We start from the raw sequence: 21,411 nt of genomic DNA, 5'->3' as shown, positions 1-21,411 counted from the left end.
AAATCAGATATAAACAATTCTACAGACCTTAATGTTAAGAAATGGTTTCTAAAAAGAGCAGGTTATGTAAACCTCATAACATTTAAGTAATGGTTTTATTACGAAGCCTTAACTCAGCATTAACAACAGCTTTACATTGTTGCAGTTTATTTGCATAAGATTTTTATCAAGATAAACTCATATTAAAACTGAAAAAATGAAAAAATTAACTTTAGCCATTATTGGCCTATTATCAATAACTCTTACTGGTTGTTTTAAAGATGATGACACACCTATAGTTATAGAAGAAACTACTATTTATAATGAAAATGGTGGTGGTAATACTGAAACTTGTCCAACAATTACAAAAGCTGGTGGTATTGCACTTAACGAAACATGGACTAATGATAACATATACATATTAGATAGAAAAGTTGTTGTTCAAGACGGAGTAACACTTACAATAGAACCAGGTACCATTATAAAAGGTAGAGCTGGTCAAGGTTCATTATCGTCTGCATTAATAGTTGCCAGAGGTGGCAAAATTATGGCCGAAGGTACTCCAGATCAACCCATTATTTTTACATCTGAAAGTGACAATATTACTTGTGGAGAAACTTCTGGAACTAATTTAGATGAAAACAATCGTGGGCTTTGGGGAGGATTATTAATAATGGGTTATGCGCCATGTTCACTTTCTGGTGATGTTGAAGAAACTCAAATAGAAGGTATTCCTGCTGATGACACTTTTGGACTATATGGTGGTAATGACCCTGAAGACAACTCAGGAAGACTTCAATATATATCTATTAGACATGGAGGTACACTTATTGGTGATGGAAATGAAATTAATGGTTTAACTCTTGGTGGAGTTGGACGTGGAACTTTTATAGATAACATTGAAATAGTTGCGAATGTGGATGATGGTGTTGAGTTCTTTGGAGGAACCGTTGATGCTTCTAATTTATTAGTTTGGGCTCAAGGAGATGATGCTCTTGATATTGACCAAGCTTATTCTGGAACTATAGATAATGCTGTAGTTATATTGGGAGATAGCTCAGATCACGCTTTCGAAATAGATGGCCCTGAAGGATCTGCTGTAGGGTCTTTTACTCTTCAAAATGTAACTATGAAAGGTAATGCAATTACTGCTGGTGGTGAATATGCTGATTATAGAAGTAATGCAATGGGAGCCACAAATAACATTTTTGCATTTAACTTTAAAGATAGTTCTGATATTGAATTAGATAATGATGGTGTTGCTGCTAACTACAATAATGATATATTAACTTTCTCTAATTGGGAAATTGTTTTACCAACTGGAGTAACAGACGTATTAGACGTTTTCAACAATACAGCTTCAGGAACAACTCCAACACCTGGATATGGTTCAGAAGCAACAGCCGTTAATTTTGGCAGTCAAACTGTAGGAGCCAACACATCTACTTTAGGCTGGACTTACGCTAGCGAACTAGGAGCTTTAGACTTCTAAAACAAAATCTTTATGAAGCACTAAAGCTTATCTTATCTAGCTTTAGTGCTTTTTTTAATCTTTCTTAAAAATTAGGAAAAACTATAGAAATATACACACTTGTTTTTATAGCAAACCCTGGAAGTTAAGAAATAACAAAAAAGCTCAGATGAAAAAAAACAAAATATTATTCACGCTATCTTTGTTGTTTATTACTTTGTTTGGTTACTCACAAACCGGAAAATTAGCAGGTACTTTAATTGACGGAGAATTTGTTGACCCCCTTCCTTTTGCCAATGTTATAGTAAAAGGAACTACAACTGGAACAACAACAGATTTTGATGGCAAGTATGAACTTGAATTAGAGCCTGGTAACTATACAATTGTATTCTCTTATGTAGGATATGAAACCAAAGAAGTAAGCGACGTTGTTATACATGCTAATGAAGTCGTTATTTTAGATCTAACTCTAACCACAAATTCATTAGATGAAATAATAATTACTACTAGTACAAAAAGGAATACTGAGAATGCGATATTAAATATTCAGCGCAAATCTGTTGTTGTTTTAGATGGACTTTCAGCTCAAAGCATAAAAAAAACGGGAGCAAGCAATATTGCAAGTGCTATTAAAAGCGTCCCAGGCGTTTCAGTTCAAGGCGATAAATACGTATATGTTAGAGGGCTAGGTGACCGTTACACTAAATCCATATTAAACGGAGTCGATATTCCTGGATTAGACCCAGATAGAAACACCATTCCAATGGATGTATTTCCTACAAACATTATCGACAATGTATTAGTTATTAAATCTGCAGCAGCAGACCAACCAGCTGATTTTACCGGAGGAATAGTAGATGTTGTTACAAAAGATTTTCCAACAAAAGCAGAATATAGTCTTTCTTTAGGTTTTGGTTATAATCCAAGCATGCACTTCAATAATAATTTTTTAACTTATAAAGGTGGTAATACAGATTTTTGGGGATATGACGATGGCACTAGAAATAGACCTATAAACAGATACCAGCCAATTCCCGGAACTTTTGAAAATAAAATTTTGCTAACTAGTTTAACAAATAGATTTCAAGAACAACTAAAAGCAGATAAGGCTACAAGTAACCCTAATTTTAATATAGGAGCTACTGCAGGCAACCAATTTGAACTTAATAACGGTAATAAAATAGGCTATTTAGCATCTGCATCTTATAAAAATAATACAAAATTTTATGAAGGCAGAATTGATGGTGGAGCTATTAAAGACGCTGACAAAAACGATTACCAACCCCGTTATTCACTCTATACTGTTGGTGATGAAGGTATAAATGAAATATTAATAAGTGCACTTGGAGGATTAACCTACAAAACCGATTTATCTAAATATAAATTTACTTTGTTGCATATACAGAATGGAGAGTCTTCTGCCGGTTTTTATGATCAGGAATTATCCCAAGATAATGCTGGTGGTGCTTATGAAAATGTGGTTAAGGATGCCCTTTTATATACTGAAAGGTCTATTACAAATTTCAATTTAAGTGGAAATCATAAATTAGGTGTAAATTCAGGATGGGATTTCGATTGGACCTTATCTCCTTCCTTTTCAAAAGTAGAAGACAAAGACCATAGAATAACGCCATTATTAGTTACACAAGAGAACGAGTATGTAATAAACCCTAGTACAACTACTAACCCAACTAGAATTTGGAGAAATTTATTAGAAGAAAACTGGGTGTTTAAAGCTGATTTTGATAAAAAATATAAGCTGTTTGGAAAACCAGCAAAATTCCAAATAGGAGGTGGTTATATTTATAAATTTAGAGATTTTAGTATTGATGAGTTTTTTATGAGTGCCACAAATTTAGTTGTTCCAAATGGAGACACAAATTTATTATTAATTGATCAAAATTTATGGACACCAGAAAGCAACCAAGGCACCTATTTAATTTCAACAGCAAACAATCAGACATTTAACGCTTCGAACGCATATGAAGGGGAACAGTTTGTATATTCTACATATATTTCAAACGAATTTAATTTAAGTGAAAAACTTAAAACCGTTTTAGGATTAAGAACTGAATTATATCAATTGTATTACTCAGGTCAAACTGCACAAGGTTTAATTTATGATGACGTAAATACCATTGACAATTTCGATTTCTTTCCATCGGCTAACGTTATATATTCTCTATCCGATAAATCTAATTTAAGAGCTTCCTATTCAAGAACAACTGCAAGACCTTCTTTTAAAGAATCTTCACGAGTTCAAATTTTTGATCCAATTACTAATAGAACTTTTATTGGTAATGGTTTTGGGATTTTTGATCAGAATGGTTCTGTTATATATGAACCTGTTAAACCAACATATATTAACAATTTCGATGTTAGATATGAGTTATTTAGAGAAAAAGGTCAAATGTTTGCTGTAAGTGGATTTTATAAAGGATTTAATGACCCACTTGAAACAGTCTTCTTCCCTTCTTCTCCACTTCAATTAACAGTTTCAAATTTAGGAGATGCGACTGTAGTTGGAGGTGAAATTGAGTTTAGACAAAACTTTGGGTTTTTAACTAATAGCTTAGGGAATTTGAGATTAAACATTAATGCTTCTTATATTTATTCTGAATTAACAATGTCTGATAGTGAATATAACAGAAGAGTTCTTGCAGCCAGAGAAGGAGAAAGTATCGATAGAAAAAGAGAATTACAAGGCCAGTCTCCATTCTTAATTAATGCAGGTTTTGATTATGATAATGATGACTTTCAAGTTGGATTATTTTATAATGTTCAAGGCAAGGCTTTAGAAGTTGTTGGAACTGGTATTATACCTGATGTTTATAGCCAAGCATTTCATAGTCTAAATTTTACTCTAAATAAAAAGTTTGGCGAAAACAAAAAATCATCAATAGACTTAAAAATCAATAACATACTTGGTGATGACAGAGAAAGCCTATATGAATCTTATAATGCAACGGATTTAATTTATTCGCAAAGAAAACCTGGAACAGAATTTTCTTTAGGATATAGCTATTCCTTTTAATAAAAGCTTAGCTTTAAACATCAAAAAAGCCCTCTCAAATTATTGAGAGGGCTTTTTTGTTAAGTCAAACTAATGCTCAATTTCTTATTGCTAGTTTAGAATCACTCTTCCATTCATTTACTGTTGCAATTTTATAATCTACAAAATCAACCTCTTTCAAAGTATCATCCGACCAAAAAAACCATTTACCAACTTTTCTCCCATTGTCATAATTACCTACAGCAAGCTTCTCTCCATTTATATCATAACTGGTCCAAGTTCCGTGTAACTTCCCTGATTGATTAAAAAACCCTTGTTGCTTAACAGCACCATTTTCATAAAAATATGTAACCTCTATTTTATCTCCTATTTTTTCAGCTTTAGGACTAATTTGTTCTTGTGCAAAAGAACCCACTGTCATTAAAAAGGCAAAAAATACTATAACTCTTTTCATAATTATTCGGGTATTAATTTATTACAAATCAAATATAACAATTCCGTAACATTAAAACAACATTCACGTAACATTAATTTAACATTAAGCTTTCAATATTCTGATTATAAAGATATTATATGTTTTTATAATTTAGCAATTACTTAATATTTAGGTTACAAAAATATGGAGACAAATAAAGATATTTGTTTTGTCTTAAGACAATCAATTAGTAATTTCATATAATTTATTAGTTTTTGTCGACTATATTATAATGAATTCTATGGCTGCTTTTGGCCGAAGCAGCCTTTTTTATTATAAATTAGATTTAATCTTTAGGAAACATTAATTTAACATTAGAGTTGGTTCTTTGCAGCGACAAAAACTAAAAACTCTTTATGAAATTTAAAGCTATTCTTATTATACTTGTTTTAAGTGTAATAAGTCATTCGAAAGCTCAAGAAATTGAATCTCCTTCATTTGGAAAAGGCATTTTTAATCTAGTTGGAAAAGACAGTACTTGGTCAATGAAAGTTGGTGCAAGAATGCAATTTCTAGCATTAGCAAGTTGGGAAAACAACCATGGTGATTTCATACATGGAGAATCAGCTTTTTTAGTTAGAAGGGCCAGGTTAAAATTTGATGGTTACGCTTTAACTCCAAAATTAAAATACAAAATAGAACTTGGTTTATCAAATAGAGACATGGCCGGTTCATCCATCTACACAAGTAACACCCCAAGATTTATTCTTGATGCTGTTATGAAGTGGAATTTCTACGAAAATTTCGAATTATGGTTTGGTCAAGCCAAACTACCAGGCAATAGAGAACGAGTTATCTCTTCTGGAAACTTACAATTTGTTGATCGTTCTATTTTGAATGCGGGTTTTAATATAGATAGGGATTTAGGGATTCAAATTAGACACCATTTTAATCTAACAGACACCTTTGTGATTAGAGAAGCTTTAGCTATTTCTCAAGGAGAGGGAAGAAACGTCACTACTGGAAATATTGGTGGATTTCAATACACAAGTCGCTTAGAATTCTTGCCATTAGGATTATTTCCAGGTAAAGGTGATTATTTAGGTGGCGCTTTAAACAGACCTGAAACCCCAAAACTTGCCATTGGAGTCACTTATGATTTTAACAATAATGCTGTAAAAACTAGAAGCAATCAAGGGTCTTATATGGTAATTGAAGACGGTTTTTTCGAAACGAATATTACAACGTTTTTTGTTGATGCTATTTTTAAACACAAAGGCTTTTCTTTTATGGGCGAATATGCTAATCGTGATGCCAAAGATCCAATTGCTAAGGAAAAAGATGGCACACCAACTGGTAAAGTGGTACAGGTAGGAACCGCCATAAACCTACAAGCAGGATATTTATTTAAATCTAATTGGGAAATAGCAGGTCGTTATTCTAATGTAGATTTAAATAAAGGAATTACTGGAGAAGATTTGGTAAATGAATACACCTTGGGAGTTTCAAAATATATTGTTGGACATAAATTAAAAGTACAATCAGATGTTACTTATGTAGATACAGATAACTTTAATAGTCGTTTAGCGTATAGGCTTCAATTTGACATTCACTTTTAATTAATAACATTTAGATAACATGTCTATTAAAAACACTTTAGATATTTGCAAACGATATTAAAATAATATATGGATAATATTTACTTATTAATGATCATTGCTCTTGCTATTTTGGCTATTGCCGATTTAGTAGTAGGAGTTAGTAACGACGCAGTTAATTTTCTTAATTCTGCCATTGGGTCGAAAGCCATTTCGTTTAAAACGATTATGATAGTAGCCAGTGTTGGTGTTGCTGTTGGAGCCGTATTTTCTAGCGGAATGATGGAGGTAGCTAGAAAGGGGATTTTTAATCCTCATGAATTTATGTTTAATGAAATCATGATCATTTTTATGGCTGTCATGATTACAGATATTTTATTACTTGATTTCTTTAATAGTGTTGGTATGCCTACATCAACTACTGTATCTATTGTCTTTGAGTTATTAGGAGCATCCGTTGCTATGGCTCTTATTAAAATAGGTCATGATGGTGGTGGTTTGGTCGATGTTATTAATTATATTAATACTACTAAAGCTGCTGAAATTATTATAGGAATCTTACTCTCTGTAGTTGTCGCGTTCTCCATTGGTGCTTTTGTTCAATACATTGCTAGGGTTTTACTTTCTTTTAATTTTGAAAGAAAAGCGAAATGGGTAGGAGCTTTATTTGGTGGTGTTGCTTTAACGTCTATTACCTATTTTATCTTCATGAAAGGTTTAAAGGGTACATCTTATGCTAAACAAACCTTCGACATAATTAATGGCGAAACAATCAGTCATTACTTAGAAACTCATGTCCTATTAATTGTATCAGTAAGCATGATTTTTTGGTCGCTTTTATCTTTTTTATTCATTTCAGTTTTTAAAACGAATATTTATAAGCTTATCATCTTGGTTGGGACTTTCGCTTTAGCACTTGCTTTTGCAGGGAACGATTTGGTAAACTTTATTGGTGTGCCTATCGCTGGTTGGCAATCTTATGTTGCTTGGGCAGATTCAGGTGTGTCTGCAGAGTTATTCAGTATGGGTTTCCTTGCCGATAAAGTACCTACTCCAACTTATTTATTAGTTGCAGCTGGATTGATAATGGTTGTTACATTATGGTTTTCTAGTAAAGCTAAAGATGTAGTAAAAACATCGTTGGATCTTTCAAGTCAAGAAGATACAAAAGAGCGTTTTCAACCTAATTTCTTATCTCGTGGTTTTGTACGAATTGCTATGTTATCGTCTCAAATGTCATCTTATATTTTACCAGAATCTTGGCAAGCTAAAATTGAAAAACAGTTTGAAAAGCCAGTAATTACTTTAAAAAGAGACAAAACTTTTGAAATGCCTGCTTTCGATTTAGTAAGAGCAGCCGTAAATTTAATGGTTGCAGCTGTATTAATTTCTATAGCAACTTCAATGAAACTGCCTTTATCTACTACCTATGTAACCTTTATGGTTGCCATGGGAACATCGTTAGCAGATAGAGCTTGGGGAGCAGAAAGTGCCGTATATAGAGTGGCAGGTGTTCTTAATGTTATTGGTGGCTGGTTTTTTACAGCAATTATCGCGTTTTCAGCTGCAGCTTTAGTGGCTTACTTACTCAACTTAAATTTACCTATTATGTTTCCAATTTTATTATTGGCAGCCATTGGTTTGATAGTAAGAAATTACGTAGCTCACAATAAAAAAACGAAAGAAAGTAATGCTGAAGATAGTTTAAGAAGAGCTGAAAGCAGTTCTGTACAAGGAGTTATTCATGAAAGTGCTGAAAACATTGCAAACGTCGTGAAACGTTCTAATAGAATTTACTCTAATGCTATTGTTGGACTTGCAAGACAAGATTTAAGTTTATTAAAAAAGAGTAAAAAGCAAGTTGTTAAATTAACAAATGAAGTTGATGATTTACGTGATAACATTTTTTACTTCATTAAAAATTTAGATGAATCTAGTATTGGTGCAAGTAATTTTTATATTAATGTTTTAGGCTACTTACAAGACATGACCCAATCTTTGGAATATATTGCCAAAGTAAGTCACAAACACATTCATAACAACCATAAGAAACTTAAGTTTAGTCAAATAAAAGAGCTAAAAGAAGTTGATGAACGTTTTGAACTTTTCTTTAACAACACTTACAAAGCATTTGACTCGAGATCTTTTGAAGAAATTGGTATTATTTTAACTAGAAAAAAAGAGATTATTTCTTTGGTTTCTGATAAGATTCAAAAACAAGTAGAACGTACTAGAACGGAAGAATCCAGTCCAAAAAATACGACTTTATACTTTAGTCTTTTATTAGAAACAAGGGATTTACTTACAGCTACCATGAATTTATTAGAAGAGTATCATAATTCTCATGACAGTTCAGTAGAACCAGCTAAAATAGCTGATGAGCAAGGAGAATAAAAGTTTAAAAATTAAATTTAAAAAGCGCCTTTATTTGGCGCTTTTTTTGTTAGTATGACTTTCATATTATTTTTAAACAAATAGCTACTTTGGAGGAAGATTTATCTGTTTTAAACTAAAAAAAGCACCTCTTTCGAAACTTCAAAAAGAGATGCTTTAATAACACTTAAATCTAATTTAATTAAGAACCACACATCAAGCAATCATCACCTTCAGCTTCTTTAGCTTGAGCAATTAATGCTTTCATTTCATCTGCACTCATTGGTTCTGCTTCAACTTTTATTGGCTCAACTGCAACCTTCTCTGCTGTTTGCTTTGCAAATTTCACTGCAGTTTCAGCTGCCACTTGTTGTTTCTGAGCTATATTATCTACTGCAACCTCTTGTACTTCAGCAACAGGTTCTGCTTTAACTTCTCTTGTAATAGTTACTTTCTTAGCATCTACTGCACTTTTTGTTCGTAAATAATACATACCCGTCTTTAAGCCACTTTTCCATGCATAAAAATGCATAGAGGTTAACTTAGCCATGGTAGCTCCTTCTAAGAATAAGTTTAGAGACTGCGATTGGTCTATAAAATAACCGCGTTGACGAGACATATCTATAATATCCTTCATAGACAATTCCCAAACAGTTTTGTATAAATCTTTAATGTCTTGAGGAATACAGTCTACATTTTGTACAGACCCATTAGCTCTCATAATTTCGTTTTTTAGTTCTTCATTCCAAAGGCCCAATTCTACTAAATCTTCTAATAAATGTTTGTTTACAACAATAAACTCTCCAGATAATACACGACGTGTATAAATGTTAGATGTGTAAGGCTCAAAACATTCATTATTTCCTAAAATCTGTGATGTTGATGCTGTTGGCATTGGAGCCACTAATAACGAGTTACGTACACCGTTTTTCAAAACTTGCTTACGTAGTTTTGCCCAATCCCAAAGTCCACTAAGCTCTTCGTCTTTAATTCCCCAAAGATTGTATTGGAATTCTCCTTTACTTATTGGAGATCCTTCATAAGTTTGGTAAGGTCCATCTTTTTCAGCCTCTTCCATACTTGCTGTTACAGCAGCAAAGTATAATGTTTCAAAAATATCGTGATTCAATTTTTTAGCTTCATCACTGGTAAAAGGCATTCTTAATTTAATAAACGTATCTGCTAATCCTTGAACTCCTAAACCAACTGGTCTATGACGGAAATTTGAATTTTCAGCCTCTTTTACTGGATAATAATTTCTATCTATAACTCTGTTTAAGTTTTTAGTGACACGTTTTGTGATTCTAAATAATTCTTTATGGTCAAACTCGCCATTTTTAACAAACATTGGTAAAGCAATAGACGCTAAATTACATACTGCAACTTCGTCTGGAGATGTGTACTCCATAATTTCAGTACATAAATTTGAAGAACGAATGGTTCCTAAATTTTTCTGGTTTGACTTACGGTTTGCTGCATCTTTATACAACATGTAAGGCGTTCCTGTTTCAATTTGAGATTCTAATATTTTTTCCCAAAGCTCTCTTGCTTTGATCGCTTTTCTCCCTTTCCCTTCAGCTTCATATTTTGTATATAATGCTTCAAATTCTTCACTATGTACATCGCATAATCCAGGGCATTCGTTAGGACACATTAGGGTCCATTGGGCATCTTCTTGTACACGCTTCATGAATAAGTCTGGCATCCACATGGCGTAGAATAAATCACGAGCACGTAATTCTTCAGCTCCATGATTCTTCTTTAAATCTAAGAAACTCATAATGTCTGCATGCCAAGGCTCTATGTACATAGCAAAGCTTCCTTTACGTTTTCCTCCACCTTGATCGACATAACGAGCCGTATCATTAAAGACTTTAAGCATTGGTACAATACCATTACTTGTTCCGTTTGTGCCTGCAATATAACTTCCTGTTGCACGAACATTGTGAATAGATAAGCCTATTCCTCCTGCAGATTGTGAAATCTTAGCTGTTTGTTTTAAAGTATCGTAAATACCATCAATGCTATCATCTTTCATTGTTAACAAGAAACAAGATGACATTTGTGGTTTTGGTGTTCCTGAATTAAATAATGTTGGAGTCGCGTGTGTAAAGTATTTTTTAGACATCAACTCATACGTTTCTATAGCAGACTCTAAATCGTTAAGGTGAATACCAATAGATACTCTCATTAACATGTGTTGTGGACGTTCTGCAATTTTACCATTCAATTTTAAAAGGTAAGAACGTTCTAAGGTTTTAAATCCGAAGTAATCATAACCAAAATCACGATTATAGATAATTGCCGAATCTAATTGCTCTTTATTATCTTGAATAACTTTGTAAACTTCGTCGCTTAATAAAGGTGCTTTTTTGCCATTTCTAGGATTTACATAGGTATATAAATCTGTCATAACTTCGCTAAAAGTCTTTTTTGTATTTTTATGTAAGTTAGAAACTGAAATACGAGCAGCTAAACGTGCATAATCTGGGTGAGCAGTTGTCATCGTTGCTGCTTGCTCTGCTGCCAAATTATCCAATTCGCTTGTTGTAACACCATCGTATAAACCATCAATTACTCGCATTGCTACTTTAATAGGGTCTACAAGCTCATTAAGTCCATAACATAATTTACGAACTCTTGCCGTAATCTTGTCGAACATGATTGGTTCTTTTCTTCCGTCTCTTTTTAATACATACATATGCTACACGTTTTTAGTTTTTTTCTGAAGCAACCATTCAGAAAAAGGGATTAGTTAGTTACTATTAATCGGTAGAAACCTGATTAATAGCTGAATTAATTATTATTTATATTGAAATTAAAACTGGCTGTAACACTTTATGTTGAAATCGATACGACTAAAGCGACACGAAGCCAATTAAAATAATTCTATTTTTGATTATTGTAATGGCTCTAGAAATCGAAATTATCTGAACCAAAATCGTATTTATTCTCTTCTTCTTCCTTGTTTAGAACACCAGCTTTCTGGTATTCAGACACGCGTTTTTCGAAGAAGTTGGTTTTGCCTTGAAGCGAAATCATATCCATAAAATCGAATGGATTTGCTGTTCCATATTCTTTTTCACAACCTAAGTCTTGAAGCAATCCATCGGTTACAAACTCTAAGTATTGTGACATTAATTTAGAATTCATTCCAATTAAACTTGCTGGAAGAGACTCTGTAATAAACTCTCTTTCAATATCTAAAGCATCTACTAAAATTTCTCTAATACGTTCTTTTGGAACTTTATTTACTAAGTGGTGTTCGTGTAAGTGAACTGCAAAGTCGCAATGCATTCCTTCATCACGAGATATCAACTCATTTGAGAATGTTAAACCAGGCATTAAACCACGTTTTTTCAACCAAAATATGGAACAAAACGATCCTGAAAAGAAAATACCTTCAACAGCAGCAAAAGCAATTAAACGTTCAGCAAAACTTGGAGAATCTATCCATTTTAAAGCCCAGTCTGCTTTCTTTTTAATGGCTGGAAACGTTTCTATAGCATTAAATAAATTTGCTTTTTCTTTTTCATCTTTTACATAAGTATCAATAAGTAAAGAATACGTTTCGCTATGAATATTTTCCATCATAATTTGAAAACCATAGAAAAATTTAGCCTCAGTATATTGTACTTCACTTACAAAGTTTTCTGCTAAGTTTTCGTTTACAATACCATCACTCGCCGCAAAAAATGCTAAAACGTGTTTGATAAAATAACGCTCATCGTCATTTAATTTCTGTGTCCAATCTGTAAGGTCTTGATGTAAATCAATTTCTTCAGCTGTCCACATACTGGCTTCAGATTTCTTGTACCACTCCCATAAATCATGATGTTGGATAGGAAAAATTACAAATCTATCTTTGTTTTCTTGTAAAATTGGTTCTACAGCTTCAGACATATTATATGGTTTTATGATTAAAATTCACTGAAAAATTCGGTGTAATTTGGAACTAACAAAGATTCAAAAATGAGTTCGAAAATGAAAGGTTAAGTTATAAACATTGTAAACAAGTTTTTAACAAAAAAAGAAAGTTTCAAAATATAGCGCTCTAACCCTAAAAGCTTTATATACTTGATTTTCAGTTGTTTGAAATTACAAAAAAACAATATATTAAGTAAGAAAATATATGTTAAACAGCTGTACAAGCAAGGCAAACACTAAGTTTATTAATAAAAAAGTTGAATTTTTTGCATAAAAAAAAGTCAGCATAAACTGACTTTTTTAGATCGATTAATAGCAAACATTATAAAATGAAATGCATATCCCTTAATTAATAGCAATACAAATATCTCTATTTTTATGAAACAAAAATGAGATTTTGTATAGTTGGTATAAAATACTGTATAGTTGGTAAGCTAATTTTTACATTAATAAAAAATTAGGTTAAAAATGCTCATTATACAAGAAACACTTCCAACTATACATCTAAACTATTATTAAAAACAATATATTGTTATATTTGAATATATGATAAAAGCCGTAATTGTAGACGACGAACCTAAAGCAATTCAAAGTTTGTCTTGGGAATTAGAAAACTTTAGTAACGATGTTCAAATTATTGAAACGTTTACTAAACCAGAAGAAGCTATAGCTTATTTAAAAAAGCATACTCCAGATTGTTTGTTTCTAGATATAAACATGCCTACCATGGATGGGTTTCAATTTTTGGATTGTTTAGTCCATAAGGATTTTGCTATAGTTATTACAACAGCATATAATGAATACGCCTTAAAGGCTTTAAAAAATGAAGCTATAGATTATTTATTAAAACCTATAGATTCTGATGATTTAAGCGAAACGATACAAAAAATTAAAAAATTTTATGCTAATAATATTTCGGTGGCAAAAGTTGAAGAGGTTTTACTAAACTTTAATGCGAACTTAAAACATCAAAAAGTTATCATAAACACAGATGGGAAGCTTGTTTTCTTAAATATTGATGATATTTTATATATTGAATCTGATGGCAATTACAGCACATTTATGCTAACAAATAATCAAAAAATGGTTGTAACAAAGAAAATAAAAGAAGTTGATGCTCTTTTACCTGAAAGCTGTTTTTTTAGAATCCATAACTCTTATATTATTAATCTAAATAAAATTAAAGAGTTTGTTAAAAATGATGGTTACGTGGTTATGGAATCTAACGATAAAATTCCAGTTGCTAGACAACGAAAAACAGATTTTTTAAACAAATTATAATGTCATGAATCTTCATCTATTATTACATATAATGACATTAAAAAAAGTAGCAATCTTATTTTTATCACTTTTACTTTCTCCATTAATCAGCACTTCTCAAAACAACATAGATTCTTTATTTCAAGCTAAAGTAACACAGGTATTAAAGAATAAAACCCAAACACATCAAGCTTTTAATGATGCTTTTGATAAGACTAAAAACGATACTCTAAAAATGCAGTATCTATTAAAAAAAAGTAGAGAAACAAACTCTTTAGTTGGTGAAAGTTATTCGTTAAACCAGCTTGGGGAAACATATAGAAACCTTTCTCTATATAATAAAGCCATAGAGACACATCAAGAAGCCCTAGAAAAAGCTATTGAAGCAGACAATGTTGTCTTGCAAGTAATTAGTTTAAACATGCTTGGTGTTGTTTACAGAAGGTTAGATGTTATTAGAACAGCTCTAGATTACCATAAAGAAGCTTTAGATTTAGCTGAAAGTGTCAAACCCATTACTCTTGAATTAAAACATAATATTGCCATTTCTCAAAATAGTATGGGAAATATTTATCTGGCTCTTAAACAATATGATTTAGCATTAGGACTGTTTTATAAATCTTTAGAGATAGAAAAGGAACTAGACAATAAATTAGGTTTGGCTATAAATTACCACAATATTGGTTATGCACAAGAAGCTAAAGGTTATTTCGATGACGCATTAATTAATTACAAAACCTCTTTAAAATATAATAATGACATAGACTCAGACATTGGTCGTGTAATTTGTTACAATAGCATTGGAAAAATAGACATACAAAAAGGCGACTTTGATGAAGCATTACCAATTATCGAAACAGCCTTAGCAAAAGCAAAAATTATAAACGATAAATATTACATCTCTCTTTCCTACTCTAATTTAGGTTTAATATATTTAAAAACAAAAGATTTTAAAACTTCTGAAAAGTGCTTAAATGAAGCCTTAAAAATTGCAAAAAAATTCAACTTAAAATCTCAAGAATCTGAAACTTACAATTATCTATCGCAACTTAACGAAGAACTGAGAAACTACAAAACATCTCTTGAATTCTATCAACAATATGTCGCATTAGACAAATCGATTACTAACGAAAAAAACTTTCAATACGTAAGCGATTTAATTTTAAAATATGAAAGCGAAAAGAAAAACAACCAAATAAAAGCCTTAGCTAGTGAAAACGAAATTGTAAAATTACGATTAATTCAAAACAGAAAAATTCTGTTGCTAAGCTTACTAGGAGGTATTTTGATTGTTGGTTTTTTTGTTATTCTTCAAACACAACGCAGATTAAAAGATGAAAAGAAAATTGTAACACTAGAACAAGAAATGTTACGTAATCAAATGAATCCTCATTTTATTTTCAACTCTTTAAACTCCATAAAACTATATATTATTAATAATGAAAAAGAAAATGCTGTTTATTACTTAAATAAATTTTCTAAACTTATTCGGAAAATTCTGATCGCTTCTACAGAAAAAGAAATTTCTTTACAAGATGAACTGGACACCATGACCTTGTATATGAACATTGAAAACATGCGTTTTTCTAATGAAATTAATTACCAGACTTATATAGATGATAAAGTAAATCCTTCGGTTATAAAAGTTCCTTCATTAATTTTACAACCCTTTTTAGAAAACGCACTTTGGCATGGATTATCCTCTAAAACTGGGGAGAAGAATATTCAATTACATGTTTCTCAAAAAGATTCCGATTACATCACTATTACTATTACAGACAATGGTGTTGGTCGATCTGTTTCAGAGAAAATTAAAAGTCAGAAAAAATTAAAAAGAAAATCTGTTGGAATAAATATTACAAAAGCACGACTTGCAAATTTTTCTAAAGGATTTACAAACGATTACAAGATTGATATTGAAGATCTATTTGAAAACAACAAACCTTCCGGAACCAAAGTGATTGTAAATATTCCAATAAAAACAGTTGTTCTAAAAACAGCTTAAGCCCTAATTATCGATTATAACCTTTAGCAACCTTTTCTAATTCGGTATACCAATCTTCACCAAATTTTCTAATAAGCGCTTCTTTTACAAACTTATAAATAGGCACTTGCAATTCTTTGCCCAAAGTACAGGCGTCATCGCAAATCTCCCATTTATCATAATTTACAGCAGAAAATTCTGTATAATCTTTTACTCTTATAGGGTATAAATGACAAGACACTGGTTTTTTCCAACTAATTTCACCTTGATTATAAGCCTCTTCTATGGCACATAATGCTGTTCCTCTTTTATCGAAAATTACATAGGCACAGTCGGCATTATTAATTAAAGGTGTTTCAAAATCCCCGAATTCAGTCGTAATAAAAACTCCTTGTTCTTCGATGGCTTTAATACCTTCTTTTCTTAAAAAAGGTTTTAGTTTTGGATAAATATCTTCTAGAATCTTTGTTTCATCACTCTCTAAAGGCGCTCCAGCATCGCCATCTATACAGCAGGCACCTTTACAGGCTGATAGGTTACAGACAAAATCTTTTTCAATAATGTCTTCCGAAACAATGGTTTTTCCTAATTGAAACATGTAGCAAAGATACATTTAAAAAACACAAATAAAACGTCAAAAAGACCTAATATTCATTCAAATTAGCGAAATTTGTAAGGTGAGAAAAGTTGTTAATATTTAAACTTAAAACAGATGAAAATTTTCAAAATTCTATTATCATTAATTGCCATTATTTTAATTGTGTACAACTTCACGAAAGTTAATTTTAATTCCCCTTTAGAAGACGGTAGCATTACTGCCTTTATTACTATTTTTGCTTCAATGTGTGCTTTAATTCTGTTACAAATTTTAAGACTTTCGAAAAAAATTGAAAAACACGTAAAACAAAATAAATAATGTTTGATGTTTTAATAATTGGAGGTGGCGCCTCTGGACTTTCTTGTGCTTTGGTTTTAGGCTCTGCAAAAGACAAAGCTTTTGCAGCAGGCAAACAGATTGGAATTATAACACATCAAAAAACGTCGCATCTGCAAAATGCTTTATTTAATAATGTGTTAGGGTTAACTCCAGGAACAACTGGATCTTCCATTCTTACAAACGGCACTGAACAACTAACTTTATTATATCCACATGTTCAACAAATAGTTCATGAAAAAGCTACAGAAATTATTAAAAATGGCTCTGGTTTTATTGTAAAAACCAATAAAGCAGAATATGTTTCTAAAATGGTAGTTGTTGCTGTTGGCTATACTAATTTAATGAATATTAAAGGTTTAGACAAATACATTGAACCTCATCCTAGAACTAAACCAGAGAAAAACAGAATTTGGTTAAAAAATAAAGATCATAAAATTATCGATGGTCTTTATGTTGCTGGTACACTTGCTGGTTGGCGAAGTCAGTTTGCTATAGCATGTGGTAGTGGCGCTCAAGTGGCTACAGATATTTTAACATTTTGGAATGATGGTGAGCATACTAAAATTCATGATAAAATTTAATTTCCTCGATTACTTAATGTAATAACCTCTTCAATCATAATATCAGATTGATTGATAACTTCTTCAAAAGCACCATTTCCATAAAGCTGATCTGCAAGTGTCGCTTTAATGTACTGTTTGACTTCTTCGTTGTAAGCGACAAAAGTGATGTTAGCTTTGGTTTTTTCGTTTAAATAATTCTGAAAATCCAGAACCATATCGTCGTTAAACTGAAAATCCTTAATAAACTCATTTCTAGAAATACTGTCGTAAGCATGCCGATCTTGTTCTAGTAATTCAAAAACAAAATTGCTAATAAAACCTCTTCTCTCAAGAAACGTAAGTGTTTCGTTTTGCATACTTAAATCTAAAGGTACAAACACATCTGGAATAATCCCTCCACCTCCATAAACCACTTTTCCATTAGGAGTTGTAAATTTTAGTGAGTCTGCGACTTCAATTTTTTCTGGATCTAAAAGTTCGCCACTTTTTATTCGATCAAAATATTCATCGAAATAATCTCTATTTCCATTTTGGTAAGAGCGTTGAATGGAACGTCCTGTTGGCGTATAATATCTAGAAACGGTTAATCTTACAGCAGATCCGTCTCCTAATTCCATTTCACGTTGTACCAAGCCTTTTCCATAAGAACGACGACCAACAATGGTCCCTTTGTCGTTATCTTGTAAGGCTCCTGCAACAATTTCACTAGCCGAAGCCGAATTTTCGTCGATTAGCACATAAACTTGTCCTTTTTCAAAAGAACCTTTTTTTGTGGCAAAGCTTTTTTCAATATCACCACGTTTGTTTTTTGTAAACAGAATTAGTTTATCGTCTTCAAGGAATTCATCTACAATTTGTTCGGCTACGCCTAGAAAACCTCCTGGGTTATTTCTTAAATCGACTGCTATTTCAGTAATTCCTTCGTTCTGTAATTTACTAAGTTCTTTTTTAAATTCTTTATAAGTCGATTCGGCAAACCTATTAATTTTAATATACCCTAATTTATCTGTAAGCATATAAGCTGCATCTACAGAACTAATTGGAATGTGATTTCTTTTTACTGTAAAATTTAAAATTTTTGGTTCCCCTCTACGATATACTTTTAAATCTACAAGCGTATTAATTGGTCCTTTTAACCTTTTAATTATATCGTTATTGCTCATATTTTTACCAAAAATTGAATCACCATTTGCCATAATAATTCTATCTCCACCAATAATTCCAGCTTTTTCACTTGGTCCACCATCAATGGTTCTAATTACCGTAATAGTGTCTTTATAGGTGTAGAAATTGATACCAATACCAACAAAATCTCCTTTCATATTATCAGCCACACGCTCCATATCTTCTTTAGGAATATATACCGAATGCGGGTCTAGATTGTTTAGAATGCCATTAACCGTTACATCAACGATGCTGTCTGTATTCACATCGTCTATATATTCATAGTCAATAAAATCTATAAGTCTATTTAGTTTGTCTTTTTTGCTGTTTTTGGTAAATAATCTATCTGAAGTATCAGAAAAATTTAATTTCCCCCCAATATAAATACCTGCTGCAATTGCAACACCAATTATAAGTGGTAAATATTTTTTCTTTAATTTCATGATACTATTTACTATTTTAAGCTTTTAAATCTTCTATTAAAACAAGGTCTATCCCTGCTTTTTTAAGAAATTGCAGTCCAGAATCATCTTTATAAGCTTCTTTATAAACAACTCTAATAATACCAGCTTGATGAATCAATTTACTACATTCTTTGCATGGAGATAATGTAATATATAAGGTAGCTCCTTTACAAGATTGTGTTGAAGATGCGACCTTTAAAATGGCATTAGCTTCTGCATGAAGCACGTACCATTTGGTATAACCTTCGTCGTCTTCACAAAAGTTCTCAAACCCCGTTGGTGTGCCATTAAATCCATCAGAGATTATCATTCTATCTTTAACAATAATTGCGCCAACTTGTTTACGTTCGCAATAAGATAATTTTCCCCATTCTTTAGCAATTCTTAAATAAGCTTTATCGTATTTAAGCTGTTTGTGTTCCTTCATAAATGTTTAACAAGGTGAAAAATCTAATTTAATAATATACAACGAAGATAGGCTGTAAGTATTTTAATTACAACCTGTGAATTAAAGTTTTATGAAAACTTTAGGTAAACTTGAAGTTTAGTTTAAGCTATAAAATCGCTATTCAAAATCATTGGAATCACCAATCCAACTACAATTGCTGAAATAACCATTACCCAATCGCGTTTAGAAAACCTGAATACTGTTTGCATGATGTAGCCTAAAAATAGAATAACAAAAACAATAATTATTTGGGCAATTTCAATACCTAATGCAAATTCTAAGAGGGTTACTAATTTGTTTTCAGATTGACCAACCAACATTCTAAACTCTCTTGCAAAACCTAATCCATGAACCAAACCAAAGAATAAAGCAGAGAAAAACAACACGCCAACCCTTTCTTTTTGAGCGCCTTTTCCTGCAGTAAACACATTAAAAACGGCAACAATTAAGATGGTTATTGGAATTAAAAATTCCACCAATTGTCCATTAACACTTACTACATTATAAGCAGCAAGAACCAAAGACAGCGTATGACCTAAAGTAAATAAAGATACTAAAAGTATCACGCGTTTCCAATCTTTAAAAAGATAAGGGACAGCTAGTACAATTAAAAAAAGAACATGATCGTAGGCATTGATATCTAAAACGTGATTGATGCCATATTCAACGTGAAACCAGAAATTTTCAAACATTGTTTATTGTTGTTTATTTGGGTGTTTTCAAAGATACAATTTATAATGAAATGGCAATAACTTGGTCTATAAATCACTTTATATTACTTACAAAATAAAGCCAAAATAATTAGGAGTTTTCTTTCTTATCCATATAATCTACAGTAACTGGAATACTGGTTTGCGAGCCGTATAATTTTATTTCGGTAATATCGGCTGGCATATTCAATCCGTTTTCCATAATGACTTGTTTGACATTTCTAACTACACTACTTTTTACTTCACTTGCTCTTTTTCGATATTCCTTAGTTTCGGTCCAAAACAACACTTTTAAATTCACCGTACTTACTCCTAAAGAATCAACTACTACAAAACTTTCGTGTTCTGTATTTTCTATAACCCCTTCCGACGCCCGAACAGCTTCTAAAATAACTTTTTTAGCAAAATCAATATCATCTTCATAATCTATACCAACCATAAAATCCAACCTAAAGAACCCGTCTTCGGTATAATTGTAAACGGCTTTTTTTATAATATCACTATTTGGAATATATACATCGCGACCATCAAACGTTTTTAATTTGGTATATCGAAATTCTAAAGACGTAATTTTTCCAAAAATAGTATCTACCATAACTGTATCATTAACATCAAAAGGTCTGTTAAACGACAAGATAATTCCTGAAATAAAATTCTCTCCTACATCCTTAAAGGCAAAACCAATAATTACAGCAGAAGCTCCTGCAGCAGTTAACATACCTGCTGCTACACCTCCAAGCCCTGCCACATTTAAAGCCAACATAATCACGGATATTAATACACCCAGTTTTACTGTTTTAGACAGAAAATTAATCATTAATGGGTCTTGAGTTCTTAATAGAATGGTTTTTTTGAATAATCTAGAAATAACATTCGCTAATAAAAAGCCTATAACTATAAGTAAAATAGCTAGAATAATTTTTGGAACACTGGCAACAAAATCATTCCAATAGGCGCTTAGGGAATCTTCAAAAATTTTTATAGACTCAATCATATTAAAAGTTTATAGAGTTAGTAGTTCTCTAAAATACAATCTAAATTAGGTCTAAATTGTTTCAAACAACATTATTTTTAACTGTTATATGAAATAAAACAATGTAACACT

The 21,411-nt window shown here is 31.6% G+C and carries 16 protein-coding genes; 8 read left to right on the top strand and 8 right to left on the bottom strand.

Annotated elements, in window-relative coordinates; all coding sequences use genetic code 11:
* The first annotated feature begins 196 nt into the window (after window positions 1–196).
* Both ACI5KZ_RS06030 and ACI5KZ_RS06025 read left to right on the top strand, forming a co-directional pair.
* On the top strand, window positions 197–1,471 hold the full coding sequence (locus ACI5KZ_RS06030; RefSeq protein ID WP_406847201.1) for a hypothetical protein: 1,275 nt from the start codon (window positions 197–199) through the stop codon (window positions 1,469–1,471).
* Window positions 1,472–1,619: 148 nt separating this feature from the next.
* The gene (locus tag ACI5KZ_RS06025) at window positions 1,620–4,484 is read left to right on the top strand and encodes a TonB-dependent receptor (RefSeq protein WP_109309449.1); all 2,865 of its coding nucleotides are present in this window, start codon (window positions 1,620–1,622) and stop codon (window positions 4,482–4,484) included.
* 76 nt (window positions 4,485–4,560) lie between these two features.
* Here the strand turns inward: ACI5KZ_RS06025 and ACI5KZ_RS06020 are convergent, their stop codons facing one another.
* Window positions 4,561–4,917, bottom strand: a complete 357-nt coding sequence (locus tag ACI5KZ_RS06020) for a toxin-antitoxin system YwqK family antitoxin (RefSeq protein WP_109309448.1) — start codon at window positions 4,915–4,917, stop codon at window positions 4,561–4,563.
* A 377-nt stretch (window positions 4,918–5,294) separates the two neighbouring features.
* Here ACI5KZ_RS06020 and ACI5KZ_RS06015 point away from each other — a divergent pair, with 377 nt between their 5' ends.
* Together ACI5KZ_RS06015 and ACI5KZ_RS06010 are read left to right on the top strand one after the other, a co-directional pair.
* Window positions 5,295–6,497, top strand: a complete 1,203-nt coding sequence (locus ACI5KZ_RS06015; protein WP_406847200.1) for a porin — start codon at window positions 5,295–5,297, stop codon at window positions 6,495–6,497.
* A gap of 69 nt (window positions 6,498–6,566) precedes the next feature.
* A complete protein-coding gene (locus ACI5KZ_RS06010; RefSeq protein WP_109309446.1) occupies window positions 6,567–8,870 on the top strand; it encodes an inorganic phosphate transporter in 2,304 nt (767 codons plus the stop codon).
* A gap of 181 nt (window positions 8,871–9,051) precedes the next feature.
* On the opposite strand, the gene ACI5KZ_RS06005 is transcribed toward ACI5KZ_RS06010, so the two are convergent.
* Together ACI5KZ_RS06005 and ACI5KZ_RS06000 are read right to left on the bottom strand one after the other, a co-directional pair.
* Window positions 9,052–11,550: a ribonucleoside-diphosphate reductase subunit alpha gene (locus tag ACI5KZ_RS06005; protein WP_109309445.1), complete on the bottom strand. Its 2,499-nt coding sequence runs from the start codon at window positions 11,548–11,550 to the stop codon at window positions 9,052–9,054.
* 212 nt (window positions 11,551–11,762) lie between these two features.
* Entirely contained in the window at window positions 11,763–12,752 is a 990-nt protein-coding gene (locus ACI5KZ_RS06000; protein ID WP_406847199.1) for a ribonucleotide-diphosphate reductase subunit beta, read from the bottom strand.
* A 570-nt stretch (window positions 12,753–13,322) separates the two neighbouring features.
* On the opposite strand from ACI5KZ_RS06000, the gene ACI5KZ_RS05995 reads away from it, so the two are divergent.
* Together ACI5KZ_RS05995 and ACI5KZ_RS05990 are read left to right on the top strand one after the other, a co-directional pair.
* A complete protein-coding gene (locus ACI5KZ_RS05995; RefSeq protein WP_109309443.1) occupies window positions 13,323–14,057 on the top strand; it encodes a LytTR family DNA-binding domain-containing protein in 735 nt (244 codons plus the stop codon).
* Between the two features lie 4 nt (window positions 14,058–14,061).
* A complete protein-coding gene (locus tag ACI5KZ_RS05990) occupies window positions 14,062–16,041 on the top strand; it encodes a tetratricopeptide repeat protein (RefSeq protein WP_406847198.1) in 1,980 nt (659 codons plus the stop codon).
* 7 nt (window positions 16,042–16,048) lie between these two features.
* On the opposite strand, the gene ACI5KZ_RS05985 is transcribed toward ACI5KZ_RS05990, so the two are convergent.
* Complete coding sequence (locus ACI5KZ_RS05985) at window positions 16,049–16,618, bottom strand: DUF3109 family protein (protein ID WP_109309442.1); 570 nt, start codon at window positions 16,616–16,618, stop codon at window positions 16,049–16,051.
* Window positions 16,619–16,732: 114 nt separating this feature from the next.
* Between ACI5KZ_RS05985 and ACI5KZ_RS05980 the strand changes: the two genes are divergently transcribed.
* Together ACI5KZ_RS05980 and ACI5KZ_RS05975 are read left to right on the top strand one after the other, a co-directional pair.
* Window positions 16,733–16,936, top strand: coding sequence for a hypothetical protein (locus tag ACI5KZ_RS05980; protein WP_406847197.1), 204 nt, complete (start codon window positions 16,733–16,735; stop codon window positions 16,934–16,936).
* Window positions 16,936–17,538 (top strand): FAD-dependent oxidoreductase, encoded by a 603-nt coding sequence (locus tag ACI5KZ_RS05975; protein ID WP_406847196.1) that lies wholly within the window; start codon window positions 16,936–16,938, stop codon window positions 17,536–17,538. Before ACI5KZ_RS05980 ends, ACI5KZ_RS05975 begins: the two co-directional genes overlap by 1 nt.
* Here ACI5KZ_RS05975 and ACI5KZ_RS05970 read toward each other — a convergent pair.
* The 4 genes from ACI5KZ_RS05970 to ACI5KZ_RS05955 form a co-directional block, all read right to left on the bottom strand.
* The gene (locus ACI5KZ_RS05970) at window positions 17,535–19,127 is read right to left on the bottom strand and encodes a S41 family peptidase (RefSeq protein WP_109309439.1); all 1,593 of its coding nucleotides are present in this window, start codon (window positions 19,125–19,127) and stop codon (window positions 17,535–17,537) included. The genes ACI5KZ_RS05975 and ACI5KZ_RS05970 overlap by 4 nt on opposite strands.
* A gap of 16 nt (window positions 19,128–19,143) precedes the next feature.
* Window positions 19,144–19,575 carry a dCMP deaminase family protein gene (locus ACI5KZ_RS05965; RefSeq protein WP_109309438.1) on the bottom strand — a complete coding sequence of 144 codons (432 nt, stop codon included), beginning with the start codon at window positions 19,573–19,575 and terminating at the stop codon, window positions 19,144–19,146.
* Between the two features lie 122 nt (window positions 19,576–19,697).
* On the bottom strand, window positions 19,698–20,288 hold the full coding sequence (locus ACI5KZ_RS05960) for a HupE/UreJ family protein (RefSeq protein ID WP_109309437.1): 591 nt from the start codon (window positions 20,286–20,288) through the stop codon (window positions 19,698–19,700).
* Window positions 20,289–20,397: 109 nt separating this feature from the next.
* Window positions 20,398–21,300 (bottom strand): mechanosensitive ion channel family protein, encoded by a 903-nt coding sequence (locus ACI5KZ_RS05955; protein ID WP_109309436.1) that lies wholly within the window; start codon window positions 21,298–21,300, stop codon window positions 20,398–20,400.
* Window positions 21,301–21,411: the final 111 nt, after the last annotated feature.

Source organism: Xanthomarina sp. GH4-25 (assembly GCF_045363175.1).
Classification (GTDB): Bacteria; Bacteroidota; Bacteroidia; order Flavobacteriales; family Flavobacteriaceae; genus Xanthomarina.
Note: the sequence above shows the minus strand (reverse complement) of the source record. Positions and strands in the feature narration are given on the sequence as shown.

Bases quoted from the DNA above. Each gene is read 5' to 3' on its own strand.
- ACI5KZ_RS06030 (WP_406847201.1), top strand. From the start codon at position 197: ATGAAAAAATTAACTTTAGCCATTATTGGCCTATTATCAATAACTCTT.
- ACI5KZ_RS06025 (WP_109309449.1), top strand. From the start codon at position 1,620: ATGAAAAAAAACAAAATATTATTCACGCTATCTTTGTTGTTTATTACT.
- ACI5KZ_RS06020 (WP_109309448.1), bottom strand. From the start codon at position 4,917: ATGAAAAGAGTTATAGTATTTTTTGCCTTTTTAATGACAGTGGGTTCT.
- ACI5KZ_RS06015 (WP_406847200.1), top strand. From the start codon at position 5,295: ATGAAATTTAAAGCTATTCTTATTATACTTGTTTTAAGTGTAATAAGT.
- ACI5KZ_RS06010 (WP_109309446.1), top strand. From the start codon at position 6,567: ATGGATAATATTTACTTATTAATGATCATTGCTCTTGCTATTTTGGCT.
- ACI5KZ_RS06005 (WP_109309445.1), bottom strand. From the start codon at position 11,550: ATGTATGTATTAAAAAGAGACGGAAGAAAAGAACCAATCATGTTCGAC.
- ACI5KZ_RS06000 (WP_406847199.1), bottom strand. From the start codon at position 12,752: ATGTCTGAAGCTGTAGAACCAATTTTACAAGAAAACAAAGATAGATTT.
- ACI5KZ_RS05995 (WP_109309443.1), top strand. From the start codon at position 13,323: ATGATAAAAGCCGTAATTGTAGACGACGAACCTAAAGCAATTCAAAGT.
- ACI5KZ_RS05990 (WP_406847198.1), top strand. From the start codon at position 14,062: ATGAATCTTCATCTATTATTACATATAATGACATTAAAAAAAGTAGCA.
- ACI5KZ_RS05985 (WP_109309442.1), bottom strand. From the start codon at position 16,618: ATGTTTCAATTAGGAAAAACCATTGTTTCGGAAGACATTATTGAAAAA.
- ACI5KZ_RS05980 (WP_406847197.1), top strand. From the start codon at position 16,733: ATGAAAATTTTCAAAATTCTATTATCATTAATTGCCATTATTTTAATT.
- ACI5KZ_RS05975 (WP_406847196.1), top strand. From the start codon at position 16,936: ATGTTTGATGTTTTAATAATTGGAGGTGGCGCCTCTGGACTTTCTTGT.
- ACI5KZ_RS05970 (WP_109309439.1), bottom strand. From the start codon at position 19,127: ATGAAATTAAAGAAAAAATATTTACCACTTATAATTGGTGTTGCAATT.
- ACI5KZ_RS05965 (WP_109309438.1), bottom strand. From the start codon at position 19,575: ATGAAGGAACACAAACAGCTTAAATACGATAAAGCTTATTTAAGAATT.
- ACI5KZ_RS05960 (WP_109309437.1), bottom strand. From the start codon at position 20,288: ATGTTTGAAAATTTCTGGTTTCACGTTGAATATGGCATCAATCACGTT.
- ACI5KZ_RS05955 (WP_109309436.1), bottom strand. From the start codon at position 21,300: ATGATTGAGTCTATAAAAATTTTTGAAGATTCCCTAAGCGCCTATTGG.